17 protein-coding genes and 3 pseudogenes are annotated in these 15,076 nt (G+C 69.9%); 16 read left to right on the top strand and 4 right to left on the bottom strand.

Annotation, left to right across the window (positions count from 1 at the left end):
• Positions 1–80: 80 nt before the first annotated feature.
• Positions 81–512 (top strand): tautomerase family protein, encoded by a 432-nt coding sequence (locus J7E89_RS00685; protein WP_214966925.1) that lies wholly within the window; start codon positions 81–83, stop codon positions 510–512.
• A complete protein-coding gene (locus J7E89_RS00680) occupies positions 505–942 on the top strand; it encodes an alcohol dehydrogenase catalytic domain-containing protein (RefSeq protein ID WP_251059916.1) in 438 nt (145 codons plus the stop codon). Before J7E89_RS00685 ends, J7E89_RS00680 begins: the two co-directional genes overlap by 8 nt.
• On the opposite strand, the pseudogene J7E89_RS00675 reads toward J7E89_RS00680, so the two are convergent.
• Both J7E89_RS00675 and argG read right to left on the bottom strand, forming a co-directional pair.
• Positions 891–1,370 (bottom strand): annotated as a pseudogene (locus J7E89_RS00675) (site-specific integrase); the annotation flags it as partial. The gene J7E89_RS00680 and the pseudogene J7E89_RS00675 overlap by 52 nt on opposite strands.
• Positions 1,371–1,483: 113 nt before the next feature.
• Positions 1,484–2,929, bottom strand: coding sequence for an argininosuccinate synthase (argG, locus tag J7E89_RS00670; RefSeq protein ID WP_214966923.1), 1,446 nt, complete (start codon positions 2,927–2,929; stop codon positions 1,484–1,486).
• A 204-nt stretch (positions 2,930–3,133) separates the two neighbouring features.
• On the opposite strand from argG, the pseudogene J7E89_RS00665 reads away from it, so the two are divergent.
• The 3 genes and pseudogenes from J7E89_RS00665 to J7E89_RS00655 form a co-directional block, all read left to right on the top strand.
• Positions 3,134–3,418 (top strand): annotated as a pseudogene (locus J7E89_RS00665) (chitosanase); the annotation flags it as partial.
• 65 nt (positions 3,419–3,483) lie between these two features.
• Positions 3,484–4,506, top strand: coding sequence for a PP2C family protein-serine/threonine phosphatase (locus J7E89_RS00660; protein ID WP_251059915.1), 1,023 nt, complete (start codon positions 3,484–3,486; stop codon positions 4,504–4,506).
• 5 nt (positions 4,507–4,511) lie between these two features.
• A pseudogene (locus J7E89_RS00655) lies at positions 4,512–4,691 on the top strand (hypothetical protein); the annotation flags it as partial.
• Positions 4,692–4,717: 26 nt separating this feature from the next.
• Here J7E89_RS00655 and J7E89_RS00650 read toward each other — a convergent pair.
• Complete coding sequence (locus J7E89_RS00650) at positions 4,718–5,044, bottom strand: GYD domain-containing protein (RefSeq protein WP_214967130.1); 327 nt, start codon at positions 5,042–5,044, stop codon at positions 4,718–4,720.
• A 170-nt stretch (positions 5,045–5,214) separates the two neighbouring features.
• Between J7E89_RS00650 and J7E89_RS00645 the strand changes: the two genes are divergently transcribed.
• The 5 genes from J7E89_RS00645 to J7E89_RS00630 all read left to right on the top strand — a co-directional run bounded on the left by J7E89_RS00645 (position 5,215) and on the right by J7E89_RS00630 (position 8,871).
• The gene (locus J7E89_RS00645) at positions 5,215–6,525 is read left to right on the top strand and encodes a CdaR family transcriptional regulator (RefSeq protein ID WP_214966919.1); all 1,311 of its coding nucleotides are present in this window, start codon (positions 5,215–5,217) and stop codon (positions 6,523–6,525) included.
• A gap of 180 nt (positions 6,526–6,705) precedes the next feature.
• Positions 6,706–6,951, top strand: a complete 246-nt coding sequence (locus tag J7E89_RS00640; protein WP_214966917.1) for a hypothetical protein — start codon at positions 6,706–6,708, stop codon at positions 6,949–6,951.
• Positions 6,951–8,195 carry a cation acetate symporter gene (locus tag J7E89_RS00635; protein WP_251059884.1) on the top strand — a complete coding sequence of 415 codons (1,245 nt, stop codon included), beginning with the start codon at positions 6,951–6,953 and terminating at the stop codon, positions 8,193–8,195. The genes J7E89_RS00640 and J7E89_RS00635 overlap by 1 nt, the downstream gene beginning before the upstream one ends.
• Complete coding sequence (locus J7E89_RS40455; RefSeq protein WP_251059883.1) at positions 8,189–8,557, top strand: hypothetical protein; 369 nt, start codon at positions 8,189–8,191, stop codon at positions 8,555–8,557. Before J7E89_RS00635 ends, J7E89_RS40455 begins: the two co-directional genes overlap by 7 nt.
• Positions 8,554–8,871 carry a hypothetical protein gene (locus tag J7E89_RS00630; protein WP_214966915.1) on the top strand — a complete coding sequence of 106 codons (318 nt, stop codon included), beginning with the start codon at positions 8,554–8,556 and terminating at the stop codon, positions 8,869–8,871. Before J7E89_RS40455 ends, J7E89_RS00630 begins: the two co-directional genes overlap by 4 nt.
• A 285-nt stretch (positions 8,872–9,156) precedes the next feature.
• On the opposite strand, the gene J7E89_RS00625 is transcribed toward J7E89_RS00630, so the two are convergent.
• Positions 9,157–9,630, bottom strand: coding sequence for a MarR family winged helix-turn-helix transcriptional regulator (locus J7E89_RS00625; protein WP_214966913.1), 474 nt, complete (start codon positions 9,628–9,630; stop codon positions 9,157–9,159).
• 184 nt (positions 9,631–9,814) lie between these two features.
• On the opposite strand from J7E89_RS00625, the gene J7E89_RS00620 reads away from it, so the two are divergent.
• Genes J7E89_RS00620 through J7E89_RS00595 form a run of 6 tightly spaced genes read left to right on the top strand, consistent with a single transcriptional unit; the run spans position 9,815 to position 15,037 of the window.
• Positions 9,815–11,188, top strand: coding sequence for an ATP-binding protein (locus J7E89_RS00620; protein ID WP_214966909.1), 1,374 nt, complete (start codon positions 9,815–9,817; stop codon positions 11,186–11,188).
• The gene (locus J7E89_RS00615) at positions 11,185–11,598 is read left to right on the top strand and encodes a roadblock/LC7 domain-containing protein (RefSeq protein ID WP_214966907.1); all 414 of its coding nucleotides are present in this window, start codon (positions 11,185–11,187) and stop codon (positions 11,596–11,598) included. Before J7E89_RS00620 ends, J7E89_RS00615 begins: the two co-directional genes overlap by 4 nt.
• Positions 11,595–11,954, top strand: coding sequence for a DUF742 domain-containing protein (locus tag J7E89_RS00610; protein ID WP_214966905.1), 360 nt, complete (start codon positions 11,595–11,597; stop codon positions 11,952–11,954). The genes J7E89_RS00615 and J7E89_RS00610 overlap by 4 nt, the downstream gene beginning before the upstream one ends.
• Entirely contained in the window at positions 11,932–12,528 is a 597-nt protein-coding gene (locus tag J7E89_RS00605; RefSeq protein ID WP_214966903.1) for an ATP/GTP-binding protein, read from the top strand. The genes J7E89_RS00610 and J7E89_RS00605 overlap by 23 nt, the downstream gene beginning before the upstream one ends.
• Positions 12,528–13,940, top strand: coding sequence for a cytochrome P450 (locus tag J7E89_RS00600; protein ID WP_251059882.1), 1,413 nt, complete (start codon positions 12,528–12,530; stop codon positions 13,938–13,940). The genes J7E89_RS00605 and J7E89_RS00600 overlap by 1 nt, the downstream gene beginning before the upstream one ends.
• Positions 13,904–15,037, top strand: a complete 1,134-nt coding sequence (locus J7E89_RS00595; protein ID WP_308315281.1) for a cytochrome P450 — start codon at positions 13,904–13,906, stop codon at positions 15,035–15,037. The genes J7E89_RS00600 and J7E89_RS00595 overlap by 37 nt, the downstream gene beginning before the upstream one ends.
• Positions 15,038–15,076 lie beyond the last annotated feature (39 nt).

Here is a 15,076-nt window from a genome sequence, read left to right as displayed (position 1 = left end):
AACGATCGTCATAGTCTAGCGTGACCTCACGTTATGACGATTGTCATAACGTGAGGCTGTCGAAGAACTGAGGAGCTGCCATGCCGATGATCCGGTTGACCGTACCGACCGGCGCCCTGACCGATCAGGGGCGCGCGACGATTCAGCGGGACCTCGCCGCCGTGCTGCTGCGGTGGGAGGGCGCGCCCGACACCGCCTTCTTCCGGGCCCAGGCGTGGAGCTACCTGATCGAGCTGCCCGAAGCGACGCAGGCCACAGCCGAGGACGACGCGCCCCGCTTCCTCGTGGAGGTGACGGTTCCCCAGGGTGCGCTGTCCGAGCGGCGCAAGGCCGGCCTGGTCGAGGACGCCACCACCACCGTGCTCGCGACCGCCGGGCTGTCCCCGGCCGAGGCGCTGCGTGTATGGGTGCTGGTACACGAGCAGCCCGACGGCACCTGGGGCGCGGGCGGCACCGTCGTCCGGTACGCCGACCTGGTCGCCCTGGCGAAGGGGCAGCAAGCCGATGCGTGAGCTGACCTACATCGCGCGGCGGACGGTCGAGTGGCGCGAGGCCCCCGACCCGAAGGTGCAGTCCGCCGGGGAGGCGATCGTCGCACCGGTGGCCGCCACTGCCTGCGACGTGGACTCCTCCATCCTCGCCGGGCACGGCTTCATCGACCCGCCGTTCGCCCTCGGCCACGAATGCGTGGCCCGGGTCACCGACGTCGGCGAGCACGTGACCGGCGTGGCCCCCGGTGACCTGGTCGTAGTGCCCTGGTCCATAAACTGCGGCACCTGCGCGCACTGCCGGGGAGGCCTGACCGCCCACTGCACCTCGGTCCCGCACATGGCCATGTACGGCGCGCCGATCGGCGGCAGCTGGGGCGGGCTCTTCTCCGACCTGGTCCGCTCCTCGTTGTTGACTCCCAAGATCTCCTCTGCCCTACCGGAGGTCTCGTAGAGCATCCGCCACAGCGTCTTCTCCCGCAGGTGGGCCTCACGGCGGGCAATGAGCCGGTCGATTGCCATCTTCGACCGCGCCGGTGTCTCGGAGTCTGGCACCGCCAGCCGCTTCGCCCAGGCCGGGACCGCCGGACCCTCATACCCCCGCTCGCGGCACCAGCCGAGCCAGGACATCACAGCCGCGCGGCGGGAGTTCCAGGTGTTGACCGCCGCTGTGCCCCACAGCAGTTCCAGGGCCTCGCCGATCTCGTCGTCCGCCACCGTGGCGAGGGGCCGGTGCTCGCCGAGCCGTTCGACGGTCGTCCCGACGCCAATCCCGGAGTTCCGGATCGTGTTCGGATTGCCGAGCGAGTCGAGAAAGACGTCGGCCGCCGCCCGGACGGTGAGGTCCTTGCCGATCGGCAGCTGTACGACGGTGGGCGCCACTTCCCCTTTGCCACAGATAACAGGGCCGCTTCACGCAGCGGCCGGAGAACGTCGCCGCAGGAAAAGGCCGGCTCGACGCCGCTGGCGCCGAGCCGGCCATTCCGGTGGTGCTGTCAGTCCGTGCCGAACTCCATCGCGGCGCGGTCCAGCATCTCGTCGTCGCTGGAGACCTCGCCGCGGGAGGCGATCGCCTCGGCGCCGCCCTCCGGCATGGTGCCGATCAGCCCGGTCGAGGCCGCCTGGGCGGCTCCGATGGTGGGATTGGTGGTGCCGATGAGGCCGAGCCCGGCGTACTGTTCCAGCTTTGCGCGCGAGTCGGCGATGTCGAGATTGCGCATGGTGAGCTGGCCGATCCGGTCCACCGGCCCGAACGCGGAGTCCTCAGTGCGCTCCATGGACAGCTTGTCCGGGTGATAGCTGAACGCCGGGCCGGTGGTGTCGAGGATCGAGTAGTCCTCACCGCGCCGCAGCCGCAGCGTCACCTCGCCGGTGACCGCCGAGCCGACCCAGCGCTGCAGCGACTCCCGGATCATCAGCGCCTGCGGGTCGAGCCAGCGGCCCTCGTACATCAGCCGGCCCAGGCGCCGTCCCTCGTTGTGGTACTGGGCGAGGGTGTCCTCGTTGTGGATCGCGTTGACGAGGCGCTCGTAAGCCGTGTGCAGCAGGGCCATGCCGGGCGCCTCGTAGATGCCGCGGCTCTTGGCCTCGATGATCCGGTTCTCGATCTGGTCCGACATGCCCAAGCCGTGGCAGCCGCCGACGGCGTTGGCTTCCATTACCAGCTCGACGGGGGAGGCGAACTTCTTACCGTTGATCGTCACCGGGCGGCCCTGGTCGAAGCCGATCGTCACGTCCTCGGTGGCGATCCCGACCGAGGGGTCCCAGAACCGCACGCCCATGATCGGCTCCACGGTCTCCACACCCGTGTCGAGGTGCTCCAGCGTCTTGGCCTCGTGGGTGGCGCCCCAGATGTTGGCGTCGGTGGAGTACGCCTTCTCCGTGCTGTCGCGGTACGGCAGGTCGTGGGCGAGAAGCCACTCCGACATTTCCTTGCGGCCGCCGAGCTCGGTCACGAAGTCCGCGTCCAGCCAGGGCTTGTAGATCCGCAGGTGCGGGTTGGCGAGCAGGCCGTACCGGTAGAACCGCTCGATGTCGTTGCCCTTGAAGGTCGAGCCGTCGCCCCAGATCTGTACGTTGTCCTCGAGCATCGCCCGGACCAGGAGGGTGCCCGTGACGGCGCGGCCGAGCGGCGTGGTGTTGAAGTAGGCACGCCCGCCCGAGCGGATGTGGAACGCCCCGCAGGTGAGTGCGGCCAGCCCCTCCTCGACCAGCGCCGCGCGACAGTCGACCAGGCGCGCGATCTCTGCGCCGTAGGTCTTCGCACGGCCGGGCACCGAGGCGATGTCGGGCTCGTCGTACTGGCCGATGTCGGCGGTGTAGGTGCACGGGATGGCGCCCTTGTCGCGCATCCACGCGACCGCGACAGAGGTGTCGAGGCCGCCGGAGAAGGCGATGCCGACGCGCTCGCCGGCGGGAAGGGAGGTGAGGACCTTAGACATAGGAAGAGTATGCACCAGCGTGCATGGTCATGCAAAGGTGGAGGTTCGGTTCGCTGGACTTCTTCTGTCCCGACTCTTGCGGCGCTCGCCGCCGGCCAATAGAAAGGAAAGGTTCCTAACAGTCGGCGGACGGGTCCCGACCGTTGTCGGCCCTTGCCGGGGCCTCGGTGCGGTGGACGCTCCGCCAGGCGCGAAAGGAAGCACATGCCCCTTCCCTCTCCGAGATGGCATCCCCTACTCTCCCGGCGGCGCCGCCGCCGACCCCGGCGCAAGGGGCTCATGATCGTCCTGGCGATGGCGCTCGCCGCCGTTCCCGCCGTGGTGGTGCTGAGTGTCAGTCAGGCTGCCGGGACAGTCGGCCTCGACGATCCGGCGAAGAAGGAGATCGCCATGCAGCTCGTCTCCACCGCCGAGAACTCGACGCTGGACTGGCGCGGCCAGTATGGCTACATCGAGGACATCGATGACGGCCGCGGCTACACGGCCGGGCCACCGTCGCGCCCGTGCTGATCGTCTCCGTCGTTGTACTCCTGGGCCTCGTCAGCGGAGCAGCGATGACCTGGCTGCCTCTCCTCGCCGCCGGGCCCGCGCTGGCCGCCACCACCAGTCGGCCGGCGGGAGTGCTCTGTGTCGGCTTCCTCGCCGCCGTTCTGGGCGCCGTGCTCGGGGTGCGTGACGGTGTACCGGGTCACGAGCTGGCAATCGTGCTCTCCGCGCTGGTCGCCGTAACTCTGGCGAGCGGCTTGGCCAGCGGGCTGCGCGTGCGTCGCGAACGGGTACTCGCGGCCGTGCGGTCGGTTGCCGAGGCCGCCCAGCACGCCCTGCTCAAGCCCGTGCCCGCCACGGTCGGCCCGTTTGAGGTGGCCGTCCGCTACAGCGCCGCCGACGCGGAGGCCCGCATCGGCGGGGACCTCTACGCGCTGGTGCCGACGCCGTACGGGGTCAGGCTGATCGTCGGCGACGTACGAGGAAAGGGACTGCCCGCGGTGGGGACCGCCGCTCTGGTGCTCGGCGTCTTTCGCGAGGCCGCCTACGACGAGCCCGACCTCCTCGACGTCGTCGGCAGGATCGAGCGAAGCCTGGCGCGCAACCTGGGTCCGGACGATTTCGTCACCGCCGTGGTAGCCGGATACCCCGGGGCCGGGCGCCTGGAGGTGGTGAACTGCGGGCATGCCCCGCCGCTGATGGTGAGCGGCTTTCAGGTGGCGGCGGTCGATCCGACCCATCCGGCGCCACCACTCGGGCTGCGGGCCCTCACCGGCGAGACCCCGAGCCTTCAGACACTGCCCTTCACCGACGGTGACCAGTTGCTCCTCTACACCGACGGTGTCACCGAGGCTCGCAACCATGATCGTGAGTTCTACCCGCTCGTCGAGCGGGTGGCGCGGCACATGTCGGACGAGCCGTCCCGCACCCTCGACGCGCTCCACGACGAGCTGCTGGCGCACGTCGGCGGTCGGCTCCACGATGACGCGGCGCTGCTCCTGCTCCGGAAACCGGCCGCTGTCGGCCCGGCGCCCGCCGCAGAGAGCCGGGCTTCGGTCGGCGAGCCGACGCGACCGTCACTCCTCCGGTGATCATGGTGAGTGCCGTCCGCGTGCTGCCGCCGCCCTGTGAGGCCGTCCCGCTGCGCGAAGCCCTGTGGTGGCACCCGGTGCACACCCACGACGCCGGGCACATCTGGCTCCGTGAGACCGCCGTCCGCGTGGGCGCAGGACTCAGCGACGTACCGGCGGGAAAGCCCTGGCCGACGGACGGCTGAGTCCCGAGTCCGGCGGCTCAGGTGTTCTACGCGCCCGGCGCTCGGTACTGGACATCTTGGGCCTTGCGCAGGGCGTCCATCGTTTCGTCAACGGTCAGCAGCACTGTCGTCTCGAACGAGCTGAGTGCGCCGCCTCCCGTAATGGCCAGCGCGACCGCCGCCATGGAGACGTTGTCGGGCGCTTCCCACAAGGTGTAGCCGTCGTGCGCGCCGAACGCGTACCAGAACCCGTGGAGCTTCCCACCGACCGACTCGACATACTGTTGAGCGGCCCTTCCCCGGTCTTCCGGATTGGCGATCAGCCTGGCCCAGGTCTCCGGTGTGTAGCTGAACCTCGTGAGATAGAGCGCCATCATTTCTCCCATACACGTCTGCGTGTCACCGCCGATGTGGCGGAATCATCACGGTTTGGCTGAGACCTCGCCCTGGGATAACCGACTGCTTAGCATGGTGGCCTCCCGAGGGTGCCGTACATGGCAACTCGCCGTGGTGTTCTCGCACGTCCCATCCGTATGGAGGGTCCATGCACACCAATGCCGTCCCCGGCAGCGTTCGCCCGGAGCGAGCGCGCGGCCACGACGTCGCCGTCGTTGGTCCGCCGGCCGCAAGCGCCGTGGAGTCCTCTCCTGTCCAGCTCTTTCACCGTGCCTGCCGGCGGCTGCTGGGGCGCGGCACGGGCTTCACCGACGCCGTGGTGGAGAAGATCCGCGCCGAGGTGCCGTACTACGCCGACCCGGTGCTCGCGCCCGCCGACCTGCCGCGGTCCGTGGCCACCGGTGTCCGCCACGGGCTGGAGGCCGGCCTCGATCCGGGGAGCATCGCGGACATCGAGCGGTACACCAGGGAGCTGGGCATCCGACGCGCGGAAGAGGGCCGTCCCCTCGACGAGGTGATGCATGCCTACCGTGTCGCCGGCTCGGAGGTCTGGGGCGGGATCATCCGCGTGGTGGAGCGGGACGGGCTCGGTGACACGCGCCAGCTGGTGCACGTGGCCGAGCTGGTGTGGAAGCACAACGACCGCGACGCCGTCCTGGTCGCCGACGCCTACCGGCAGGTCGCCAAAGGCGTCGCCAGCCGGCACGGTGAACGCGTCCGCCTGATCCTCGCCGCCTTGCTGGAGAGCCGCAACGAACCCGAGTTCACCCGGGACGCGGCGGCGATCCTCGATCTGCCGCTGGACGGACGGTTCGCGGTCGCGGTGATAGGTGCCACGCCGCCGTACGGTCGCGTACCGGAGACCGTTCCCGAGGTGCGCGGCATCCGGATCCTGCGCCAGACCCGCGGACAGCGTGCCGTGCTCCTCGCCCACCTGGGCGACCGGCCCCTGGACGCGCTCGTCGCGGGCCTGGCCCCCGCTACCGGCCTTCGCATCGGTGTCAGCCCGGTCGTCCAGGGGCTGCACGGCCTGCCCCGGGCGCGTGACATGGCCGGACTCGCTCTGCGTACGTGCCGGGCCGAAGGCGAGATCGCCCGGCTCGACTCCCGGCTGCCCGACGGTCTCCTGCTCTCACGCCCCGACCTGTCCGCCGAACTGACTCTCCAGGTGCTCCAGCCCCTGTACGCCCTGGAACCCGCCGACCGGGAAACGCTGTTCGAGACCCTCGGTGTCTGGATCGAGAAGGGCGGCTCCGCCGTCCAGACCGCCCGGCACATGCTCTGCCACCGCAACACCGTGCTGAACCGGCTGCGCCGCTTCGAGCAGATAACGGGCCTTGAGCTGTCCCGGCCCCGCGATCTCGTACAACTCACCCTCGCACTCGACGCACTGCGCCTGCTCGGGCCGGCCTCCGCACTCGGCGCCCCTGACACATCGCGTACTCCGCCGGCCCTTTGACCACGCGTGTGCTCATGGGCGGACTCGGCTGAGTGGGCATCAGCACAGTGACGCCGTAGTCGCATTGGGAGTGGACAACAGCGGGCGCACAGCGCATCGACGGGCCTGGTCCTACGTGCTCTGGTGAGCGCGCATCGCGGGTGATCCGCCCGCGTTCCCGCCCGCCGCCAGGAGACTGTCATGGCCCACCAGCACGCCCACCGGCTTCGTCATCGACCACAGCCGTATCGCTCAGGCAAGTTCTTCGCGGTGGTCAATGGACTGACCTTCGGCGTACATCTGCTGCTCGCCCTCGCCGCCGCCGAGTTCATGGCGACCCGTACCTGGGGAGAGACGAACATCGGCATGCTGGCACTCCTAGTCCAGGCTTCCCTCCTGCTGTGGACGGCGGCGCGCTACGACCGCGATGCCGATGTGGAGTACTGATGACGACTGCCGAGGTTTTGTTCGCCGCGTCATCCGGTGACCCCGTCCTGGACTCGGACACGCGCGGCTTGGTTCTCGTGGGCTTTCTTACGTTCATCGTGCCCATCCTGTTCATCTGCGTGCTCAGCGGCCCCGCACGGGACCGGGTCAACGACTTCTACACAGCGGGCCGCACGCTCGCGCCCGTACGAGGCGCGCTCGCACTGTCCGGCGTCTACCTCTCCGCGGCCACGGTGCTCGGGACGACGGGAAGCGTCGCGATCTTCGGTTACGACGGTCTCTTCATCGCCATGTGCACGGTGCTGTCGCTCGGTGTGCTGCTCCTGCTGGCCGGCCCCCTGCACGAGCGCGGCGTCTACACCTTCGGCGACATATTCGCCCTGCGGGCGCCAGGGCCCGCGGTCAGGATCGCGGTCGCCGTCGTGACCTTGAGCGCCTGCGTCCCGTATCTGGTGGTGCAGCTCTCCGGCGCGGGAGTGACCACCGCGATGCTGCTGGGGCTGTCCGGTCCGGGGCCCGAACAGGCGGCCATCGTCATGATCGGCCTCCTGGTCGTCTGCGCCACGGCGTTCGGCGGCATGCGCGGAATGATCACCCTTCAGGTGGTCAAGACGGTGGTGCTGCTCGGCATGGCCCTGGCGGTGGCAGCGGTGGTGCTCCACCGTTTCGACTGGAGCACCGGTTCCCTGATTCACGCGGCCGGACAGGGCAGCGGCCGTCCCGCCACCTATTTGACGCCAGGGCAGCGCTTCGCCGGCAGCGGCGGGGCCGAAGGCACACTCGACTACATCGGCCTGATGATCAGCATCGTGCTGGGTGTGGCGTTCCTTCCCCACGTCGCCATGCAGCTCAACACCGCACCCGACGCGGCTGCCGCACGCCGAACCGTGCGCCACACCATCGGCATCGTCGGTGCCTTCTGCCTCACCACAGCCGTGCTGGGCTTCGGGGCCGCCGCGCTGGTCGGAGCCCCGAAGATCCTGACCGCCGATCCGGGAGCCACCAGCACGCTGCTGATGCTCACCGGCGAACTGGCGAACGGCTCCTCCACGGGCGACGCATGGCTCGCCGTCCTGGTCTCCTGCGCGGTGTTCCTCACCACGCTGGCGGTCGTCGCGAGCGTCACCCTGGCCGCCGCGGGGGCGGTCGCCCACGACCTGGTTACGCACGTCCTGCGCCGGGGGCGTACGACCGAGGGCCGCGAGGTGGCCGCCGCCCGGCGTCCGCCGGGGTCGGAATGCTGAGCATCGGGCTCGCGGTCTGGGTGCAGGGATGGAACGTCGGGTTCCTGTCGGCACTCGCCCTGGCGGTGGCAGCCTCCTGCCTGCTGCCGGCCCTGGTGTACTCGCTCTTCTGGAGCGGCTACACCCGTACCGGACTCCTCAGCACGCTGTACGGAGGCCTGTGCTGCGCCATCGGCCTGCAGATCTCCGGCCCGGCGTTCTCGGGCACGCCCATGGCGCTTCTCCCGGACTGGCACATCGACTGGTTCCCGCTCCAGACCGTCGTCCTCGTGTCGATGCCGGTCGCCTTCCTGCTCGGGGGGCTGGGCAGCATCGTGGGAAAGCGGCGTTCGCCGGCGTTCGCCCACCGTGCCACAGCATGAAGCATTCAGCCGGCGTCACGCGCGCGGGCGCGCACGCCCCTACGGGGCGGCGGTTGTGGTGGCAGCCCCGCACCGGACCAGCACCGGACCAGGCTCGTGCTCCTGGGGACAGCGGCGGGCCGGCCTGGCTCGACGGTGACCGGTGCGGCCCCTCCAGCGCCCTGATCCACAGGGACCGGCTCTACCTCGTGGATCTGGGGGCGGGGGCTCAGCAACGCCTGGTGGGGAGCGGTCTCGGCGTACGCAGCGGCTACAGCGGCCGGCTCATCGTCGGCGAGGACCTGCTCCAGCTCCCGGTGGGCCGGCCTCAGTGACCAGCATTCTCAGCTTTACGTTGACGTACGCCGATCGTGGCGAGTACCGCACCGGCCACGCACCGCACGCCGGTGACGAGTGCGGCGGTGTGCACACAAGTCGGCGGTGGACGCGTTCGGGTCCCGGCCGATCTCCCGGGTTGGCGTTGGCGACGACGGAGCCGTCCAGGCCGACCATGTGCGGGCACGGGTGAACGATTCACGACGGTGGAGGGCATGGAGGGGCCTTGTTTCCTCGTAAAGATGCGGTCGTACGGCTGCGGCCGCGGCTGCGCGAGCGCGCCGTCAGTCGGCGGCGGGGTGAATCTGCCGCGCCAGACCCCGCAGAGCGCCGAGCGCCGATCCGATGGCGTCGAGATCCCCGTCGGTGAGGGTCCGCAGCGCGTCGACGACGTACCCCTCCAGGAGATTCCCGACCGCGGCGAGCCGGTGCCGGGCCTCGGCCGTCAGGTGCAGGTGCGCGACCCGCTTGTCCGCCGGATCCTGCCTGCGCTCAACCAGCCCCTGGCCTGCCAGCTGGGTGACCAGGGCGCTCACATTGTTCGGCTTCATCAGCAGTACGTCGGCTGCCTCGCGCACGGTGGCCCCGTCCCGTTTCCCGACGAGCCGTAGGAGCGCCAGCTGGCCCTCGGAGGGCTTGGGATACGGAAAGTCCTGGGCGACACGGCGGTCAAGCGCCCGGTGCAGCGCGGGCAGGACGGCCGACACCGCTGACGCGATGTGTCGGAGGTCCTCTTCGGACGCGCTGGAGCGGGGCATGCGGACAGCATAGGTATGACTGGATACCTATGCCGACATACATAAGTAAAACTTGAAGCCGCCTGCCATACCTAGGATGATCAGCGGCTCCAGTGTCCGTGGTGGGCAAGGGAGTTCTGATTCGTCCGGCCCCATCGCGTCGCTGCTTCCCCGTCCTGCTCTACCTCACCCTCCCTGAGGATCTATGACGCAACACATACCGGAGGCGGTGACCTGGTGCCTTGCGGCCGGTGCCCTCCCGGGCTCGGTTCTGTTGGTGCGCCAACACCGGCTCACCGCCGCGCTACGCCGGCGCCTGACGGCGTTGGAAGGCAGCCTCCGCGCTCGGGACGAGGAGGCCGCCCACTTGGTCGAGGGTCGCCTCTCCCCGTTGGCGGATGCCCGGCCACAGCCCGTTCCCCGGCCCGGACTGCTCGATCCGCGGCTGGCCGCAACGGCTTACGGGCAGAGTTTGCAGCAGGTCGAGGACCTGTTCACCACAGCCGTCGACACCGCACGGTCCCGAGCCGACCAGTCGGCGAGAGCGACGCTCAAGGCGGCGATGCGTGCACTCCAAGCCCTCGCGAACGAACAACAGTTGTCCATCTCGGACATGCAGGACCGGCACGACAGTCCCGATGTTCTCCAGGGCCTGTTGGAGATCGACCACGCGAACGCGCAGTTCGGCCGGAGGGCGCAGGCGATCGCCGTTCTCTGCGGTTCCTGGCCTGGACGGCAGCGGGTTCCCTCACCGCTGATCGACGTCGTACGCGGCGCCACGTCGCGGATCCGCGACTACCGGCGCGTCAACGTCCACTCGCGGGTCGACATGGACGTGGTGAGCCGGGCGGTGGAGCCCGTGGTCCTCGCGGTCGCCGAACTGCTGGACAACGCGGCGCGCCACTCGCAGCCCAACACCACGGTCGAGGTCAGCGTGCAGCCCGCGCACAACGGCATCTGCGTCGTCATCGACGACGCCGGGGTCGGCATGGACGCGCGCGAGACCGAGGAGGCGGGCCGGCGCCTGTCGGGCAAGGAAGACATCGACATCAACCGGCTCGGCGACCCGCCCCAGTTCGGCTTCGCCGCCATCGGCGTACTCGCCGCCCGGTACGGGTTCACGGTCTCCGTCGACACCCGGTCGCCCTACGGGGGAGTGCGCGCCGTGCTGTTTCTCCCCCACACGCTCCTCAATCGCGTACGCGCTCCCAAGACGGCGATCGCGCAGGAGGCCGAGCCGGTGCCCGCACCGGTGCCCGCGCCGGTTTCCGCTCCCGCCCCGGCCCCCGAGGTCGACATCACGACCGACGCGCCGGAAGCCCGGCCAAGTCCTGAGCGGGCGCCGGCCCCCGCGGCCGCTCAGACGTCCACCGCGGGCGGTCTCCCCAAGCGCCGCCGCCGCGCCGCCCAGGACGACGCGGCCGGCCACCACGCACCCGCGGCCGCACCACCACCCGGCGACGGTCACGCCCCGGTCCGCCCGGCCGCCGAGACCGCCTCCCGCATGGGTGCGTTCGCCCGCGGCACCCGCTTCGGGCGCGCTGCCTCTCAAGACGACGAAGGGAATCCGCAGGAATGAACGACCACATGGCCAACGAACTGGGCTGGATGCTCGACGAGGTCCTCAAGGTCCCGGAAGCCCGCCACGCGATACTGCTCTCCGCGGACGGCATGCTCCGGGCGCATTCCCAGGGCATCGCGCGCGACGAAGCGGAACGGCAGGCCGCTGCGCTGTCCGGCCTCCAGTCGATCAGCCGCAGCACAGCCGAGTTCTGTGCCAAGGAGTCCTCTCCCTGGCAGCAGACACTGGTCGAGTTCGCCGACGGGTACGTCTTCCTGGTCGCCGCCGGCGCGGGCGCCTATCTGGCGGTCTCCGCCACCCAGAACGTCGACATGGAGGCGGTCACGTACGGCATGCACAAGCTGGTCGACCGGCTGGGCAAGGAGCTCACCAGTCCGCCCCGGCCAGGCACCAGCCGCCCGGCATGAGTCCGCCCGACAGGCGTGAACGGGGGCTCGTACGCCCCTATGTCGTGACGGACGGCCGCTCCCATCCGACGCGAAACACGCTCGACCTGGTGACGCTCGTGACGGCCGCGGCCAACCGGCCCCTCACCGGGCTGAGCCCGGAGAAGCGCCGTGTCATGGAGCTGTGCCGAGGCGGAGCGCTGTCGGTCGCCGAAGTGGCGGGACACCTGGCGCTGGCGATCAGCGTCACCAAGGTCCTGCTCAGCGACCTGATCGACAGCGGCCACATCACCACCAGGCCCCCCATCCCCAGGGCCCAGCTCCCTGCCGATCAGCTTCTGCAGGAGGTGCTTGATGGACTCCGCTCCAGGCTCTGACCAGCGCTACGTCCCCGACACGGTCAGGACCGCTGTCAAGATCCTGATCGTCGGTCACTTCGCGGTCGGCAAGACCACGTTCGTCGGCACGCTGTCCGAGATCCGGCCGCTGCGTACCGAAGAGACCATGACGCAGGCCAGTGAACCGACCGACGACCTGGCCGGGAGCCCGGACAAGAGCACCACGACCGTCGCCATGGACTTCGGCCGTCTCACGCTCAGCGAGCAACTGGTGCTGTATCTTTTCGGCGCTCCCGGGCAGAAACGCTTCACCACGCTCTGGAAAGACATGCTGAACGGGGCTCTGGGCGCGCTCGTGCTCGCGGACACCCGGCGACTCGACCAGTCCTTCGACATCATGGGCCTGCTGGAGGAGCACGGCATGCCGTACGCGGTCGCCGTCAACCAGTTCGACGACGCGCCTGTCTTCCCGGTCGCGGAAATCCGCGAAGCCCTCGACCTCCTCCCCGAAACCCCCCTCGTCACCTGCGACGCGCGGAACACCGCGTCCTCCACCGAGGCGCTGATCTCCCTCGTCGAGTACCTCCAGACCCGCACCTCCCAGGAGCACTGATGGCCACTCCCCAGCCCGCGCCGGGCACGTCACCACCACCACCCGGCTGCCCGGCGCACGCAGGTCGCATGTCGCTGTACGGACCGGAGTTCGCCGCCGACCCGGCCGCGACGTACGAACGGCTGCGCACGTACGGCACTGTCGCACCGGTGGAGATCGCCCCCGGCGTCCACGCCTCGCTCGTCACCGGCTATGAGAGCGCCCTGGAGGTGCTGCGCAGCCCGGAGCGGTTCTCCAAGGACCCGCGCCGCTGGCGGGCACTCGCCGACGGGACGGTGCCCGCGGACAGCCCTGTCGTACCGATGATGATGTACCGGCCCAACGCCCTGTTCACCGACGGCGACGAGCACGCCCGGCTGCGCGGCGCGATCACCGACAGCCTCAGCCGCGTGGACCCGAACGCGCTGCGCGGGTACGTCGAGCAGAGCGCCGACACCCTCATCGACCGGTTCGGCCCCAAGGGGCAGGCCGATCTTCTCAGTGAGTACGGAGCGGTCCTGCCGCTGCTCGTCTTCAACCAGCTCTTCGGCTGCCCGCCGGAAACCGGGGACAAGCTCGTCCAGGGCATGTCCGGGATCTTCGACGCCAACGCCGACTCGGAGAAGGCCAACGCGGTTCTCACCGAGGGTGTCGCCGAGCTGGTCGCTCTCAAGCGGGAGCGGCCCGGAGCGGATGTGACGTCCTGGCTGATGGCCCATCCCGCGCAGCTCACCGACGAGGAGATGATGCATCAGCTCGTCGTCCTCATGGGCGCGGGCACCGAACCCCAGCAGAACCTCATCTGCAACGGACTGCGGCTGCTGCTCTCCGACGACCGGTTCGGCGGCGACCTCGCCGGCGGCAGCATGCCCGTCGAGGACGCGCTCGACGAGGTCCTGTGGACGGACCCGCCGATGGCGAACTACGCCGTCCACTACCCGCTCCACGACCTGGAGCTCGACGGAACCCCGCTGCGCGAGGGCGAGCCCGTCCTGATCAGCCTGGCCGCCGCGAACACCGACCCCGCCCTGGCCGGCGACCGGCGCGGCGGCAACCGCGCCCACCTGGCGTGGAGCGCCGGGGCGCACACCTGCCCGGCGAAGAGCCCTGCCCGGCTGATCGCCGCAGTCGCCGTCGAAAAACTCCTCGACCGGCTCCCGGATGCCGAACTGGCGGTCGGGGTAGGCCGGTTGGAGTGGCGGCAAGGCCCCTTCCACCGGGCGCTGGCCGCCTTGCCAGTGCGCTTTCCCCCGATCACCGTGCCGGTCGTCACCACGGACAAGACCTCTGGAGCCCGTACATGGAACACGAATCCCGCCCCATCGTCATCGACCCCTCCGGTGCCGACATCCACGGAGAGGGAGCCCGAATCCGGGAACGAGGACCGGCGGCGCTGGTGGAGCTCCCTGGCCAGGTGGTGGCGTGGGCAGTAAGTGACCAGGCACTGCTCAAGGAACTGCTCACCGACCCCCGCGTGTCGAAGGACCCCCGCCGGCACTGGCCCGCGTGGATCGACGGGGAGATAACCCCGGACTGGCCGCTGTTCACCTGGGTCGCCGTGACGAACATGTTCACCGCCTACGGAAGCGACCACAGGCGGCTGCGGAAGCTGGTCTCCACGGCCTTCTCCGCGCGCGCCACGGAGGCCCTGCGCCCGCGTATCGAGCGTATGACCGCCGATTTGCTCGACGGTCTCGCCGCAACCCCTCAGGGGCAGGCGGTGGATCTGCGGGAGGAGTACTGCTATCCGATCCCCATCCAGGTGATCTGCGAGCTGTTCGGCGTCAGCGACGAAGGCACCCGCAAAGAACTGCGCCGCCTGGTGGACGGCATCTTCAACACCGCCGCCACCGCGGAGGAGGCCGCGGCCACCTTCCAGGGCATCCACACCGTGCTGTCCGACCTCGTCGCTCTCAAGCGGCAAGCACCGGGCGACGACATGACCAGCGTCCTGATCGCCGCCCGGGAGGAGGACGGCTCGCGGCTGTCGGAGGCCGAACTGGTCGACACCCTCCTCCTGGTGATCAGCGCCGGGCACGAGACCACCGTCAACCTGCTGGACAACGCCGTGCACACCCTGCTGGCCCACCCGGACCAGCTCGAACTGGTCCGCACGGGCGCGGCCTCCTGGAACGACGTGATCGAGGAGACCCTGCGTGTCGAGTCGCCGGTGGCCAGCCTGCCGCTGCGCTACGCGGTCGAGGACATCGAGACCGGGGGAGTGACGATCAAGAAGGGCGAGGCGATCCTTGCCGCGTACGCCGCCGCAGGGCGCAGCCCCGCGCTCCACGGCGAGGACGCGGACCGCTTCGACGTGACCCGTGTGAACAAGGAACATCTCGCGTTCGGACACGGCGTTCACTTCTGCCTCGGAGCGCCGCTGGCCCGGCTGGAGGCCCAGATCGCCCTGCCTGCCCTCTTCGAGCGCTTCCCCGACCTGGCCATGGCCGTCCCGGCGGACGATCTGCGTCCGGTGGAGTCATTCATCTCCAACGGCCACCGCAGCCTGCCGGTCCACCTGACTGGCTGAGCAATGAGGGCGGCCGAGCAGTGAGGGGGAGGGCGGAGG

The organism is Streptomyces sp. ISL-100 (genome assembly GCF_018614615.1).
Classification (GTDB): domain Bacteria; phylum Actinomycetota; class Actinomycetes; order Streptomycetales; family Streptomycetaceae; genus Streptomyces.
The sequence above is the reverse complement of the archived record's forward strand: the minus strand, read 5'-3'. Positions and strand labels throughout refer to the sequence as shown.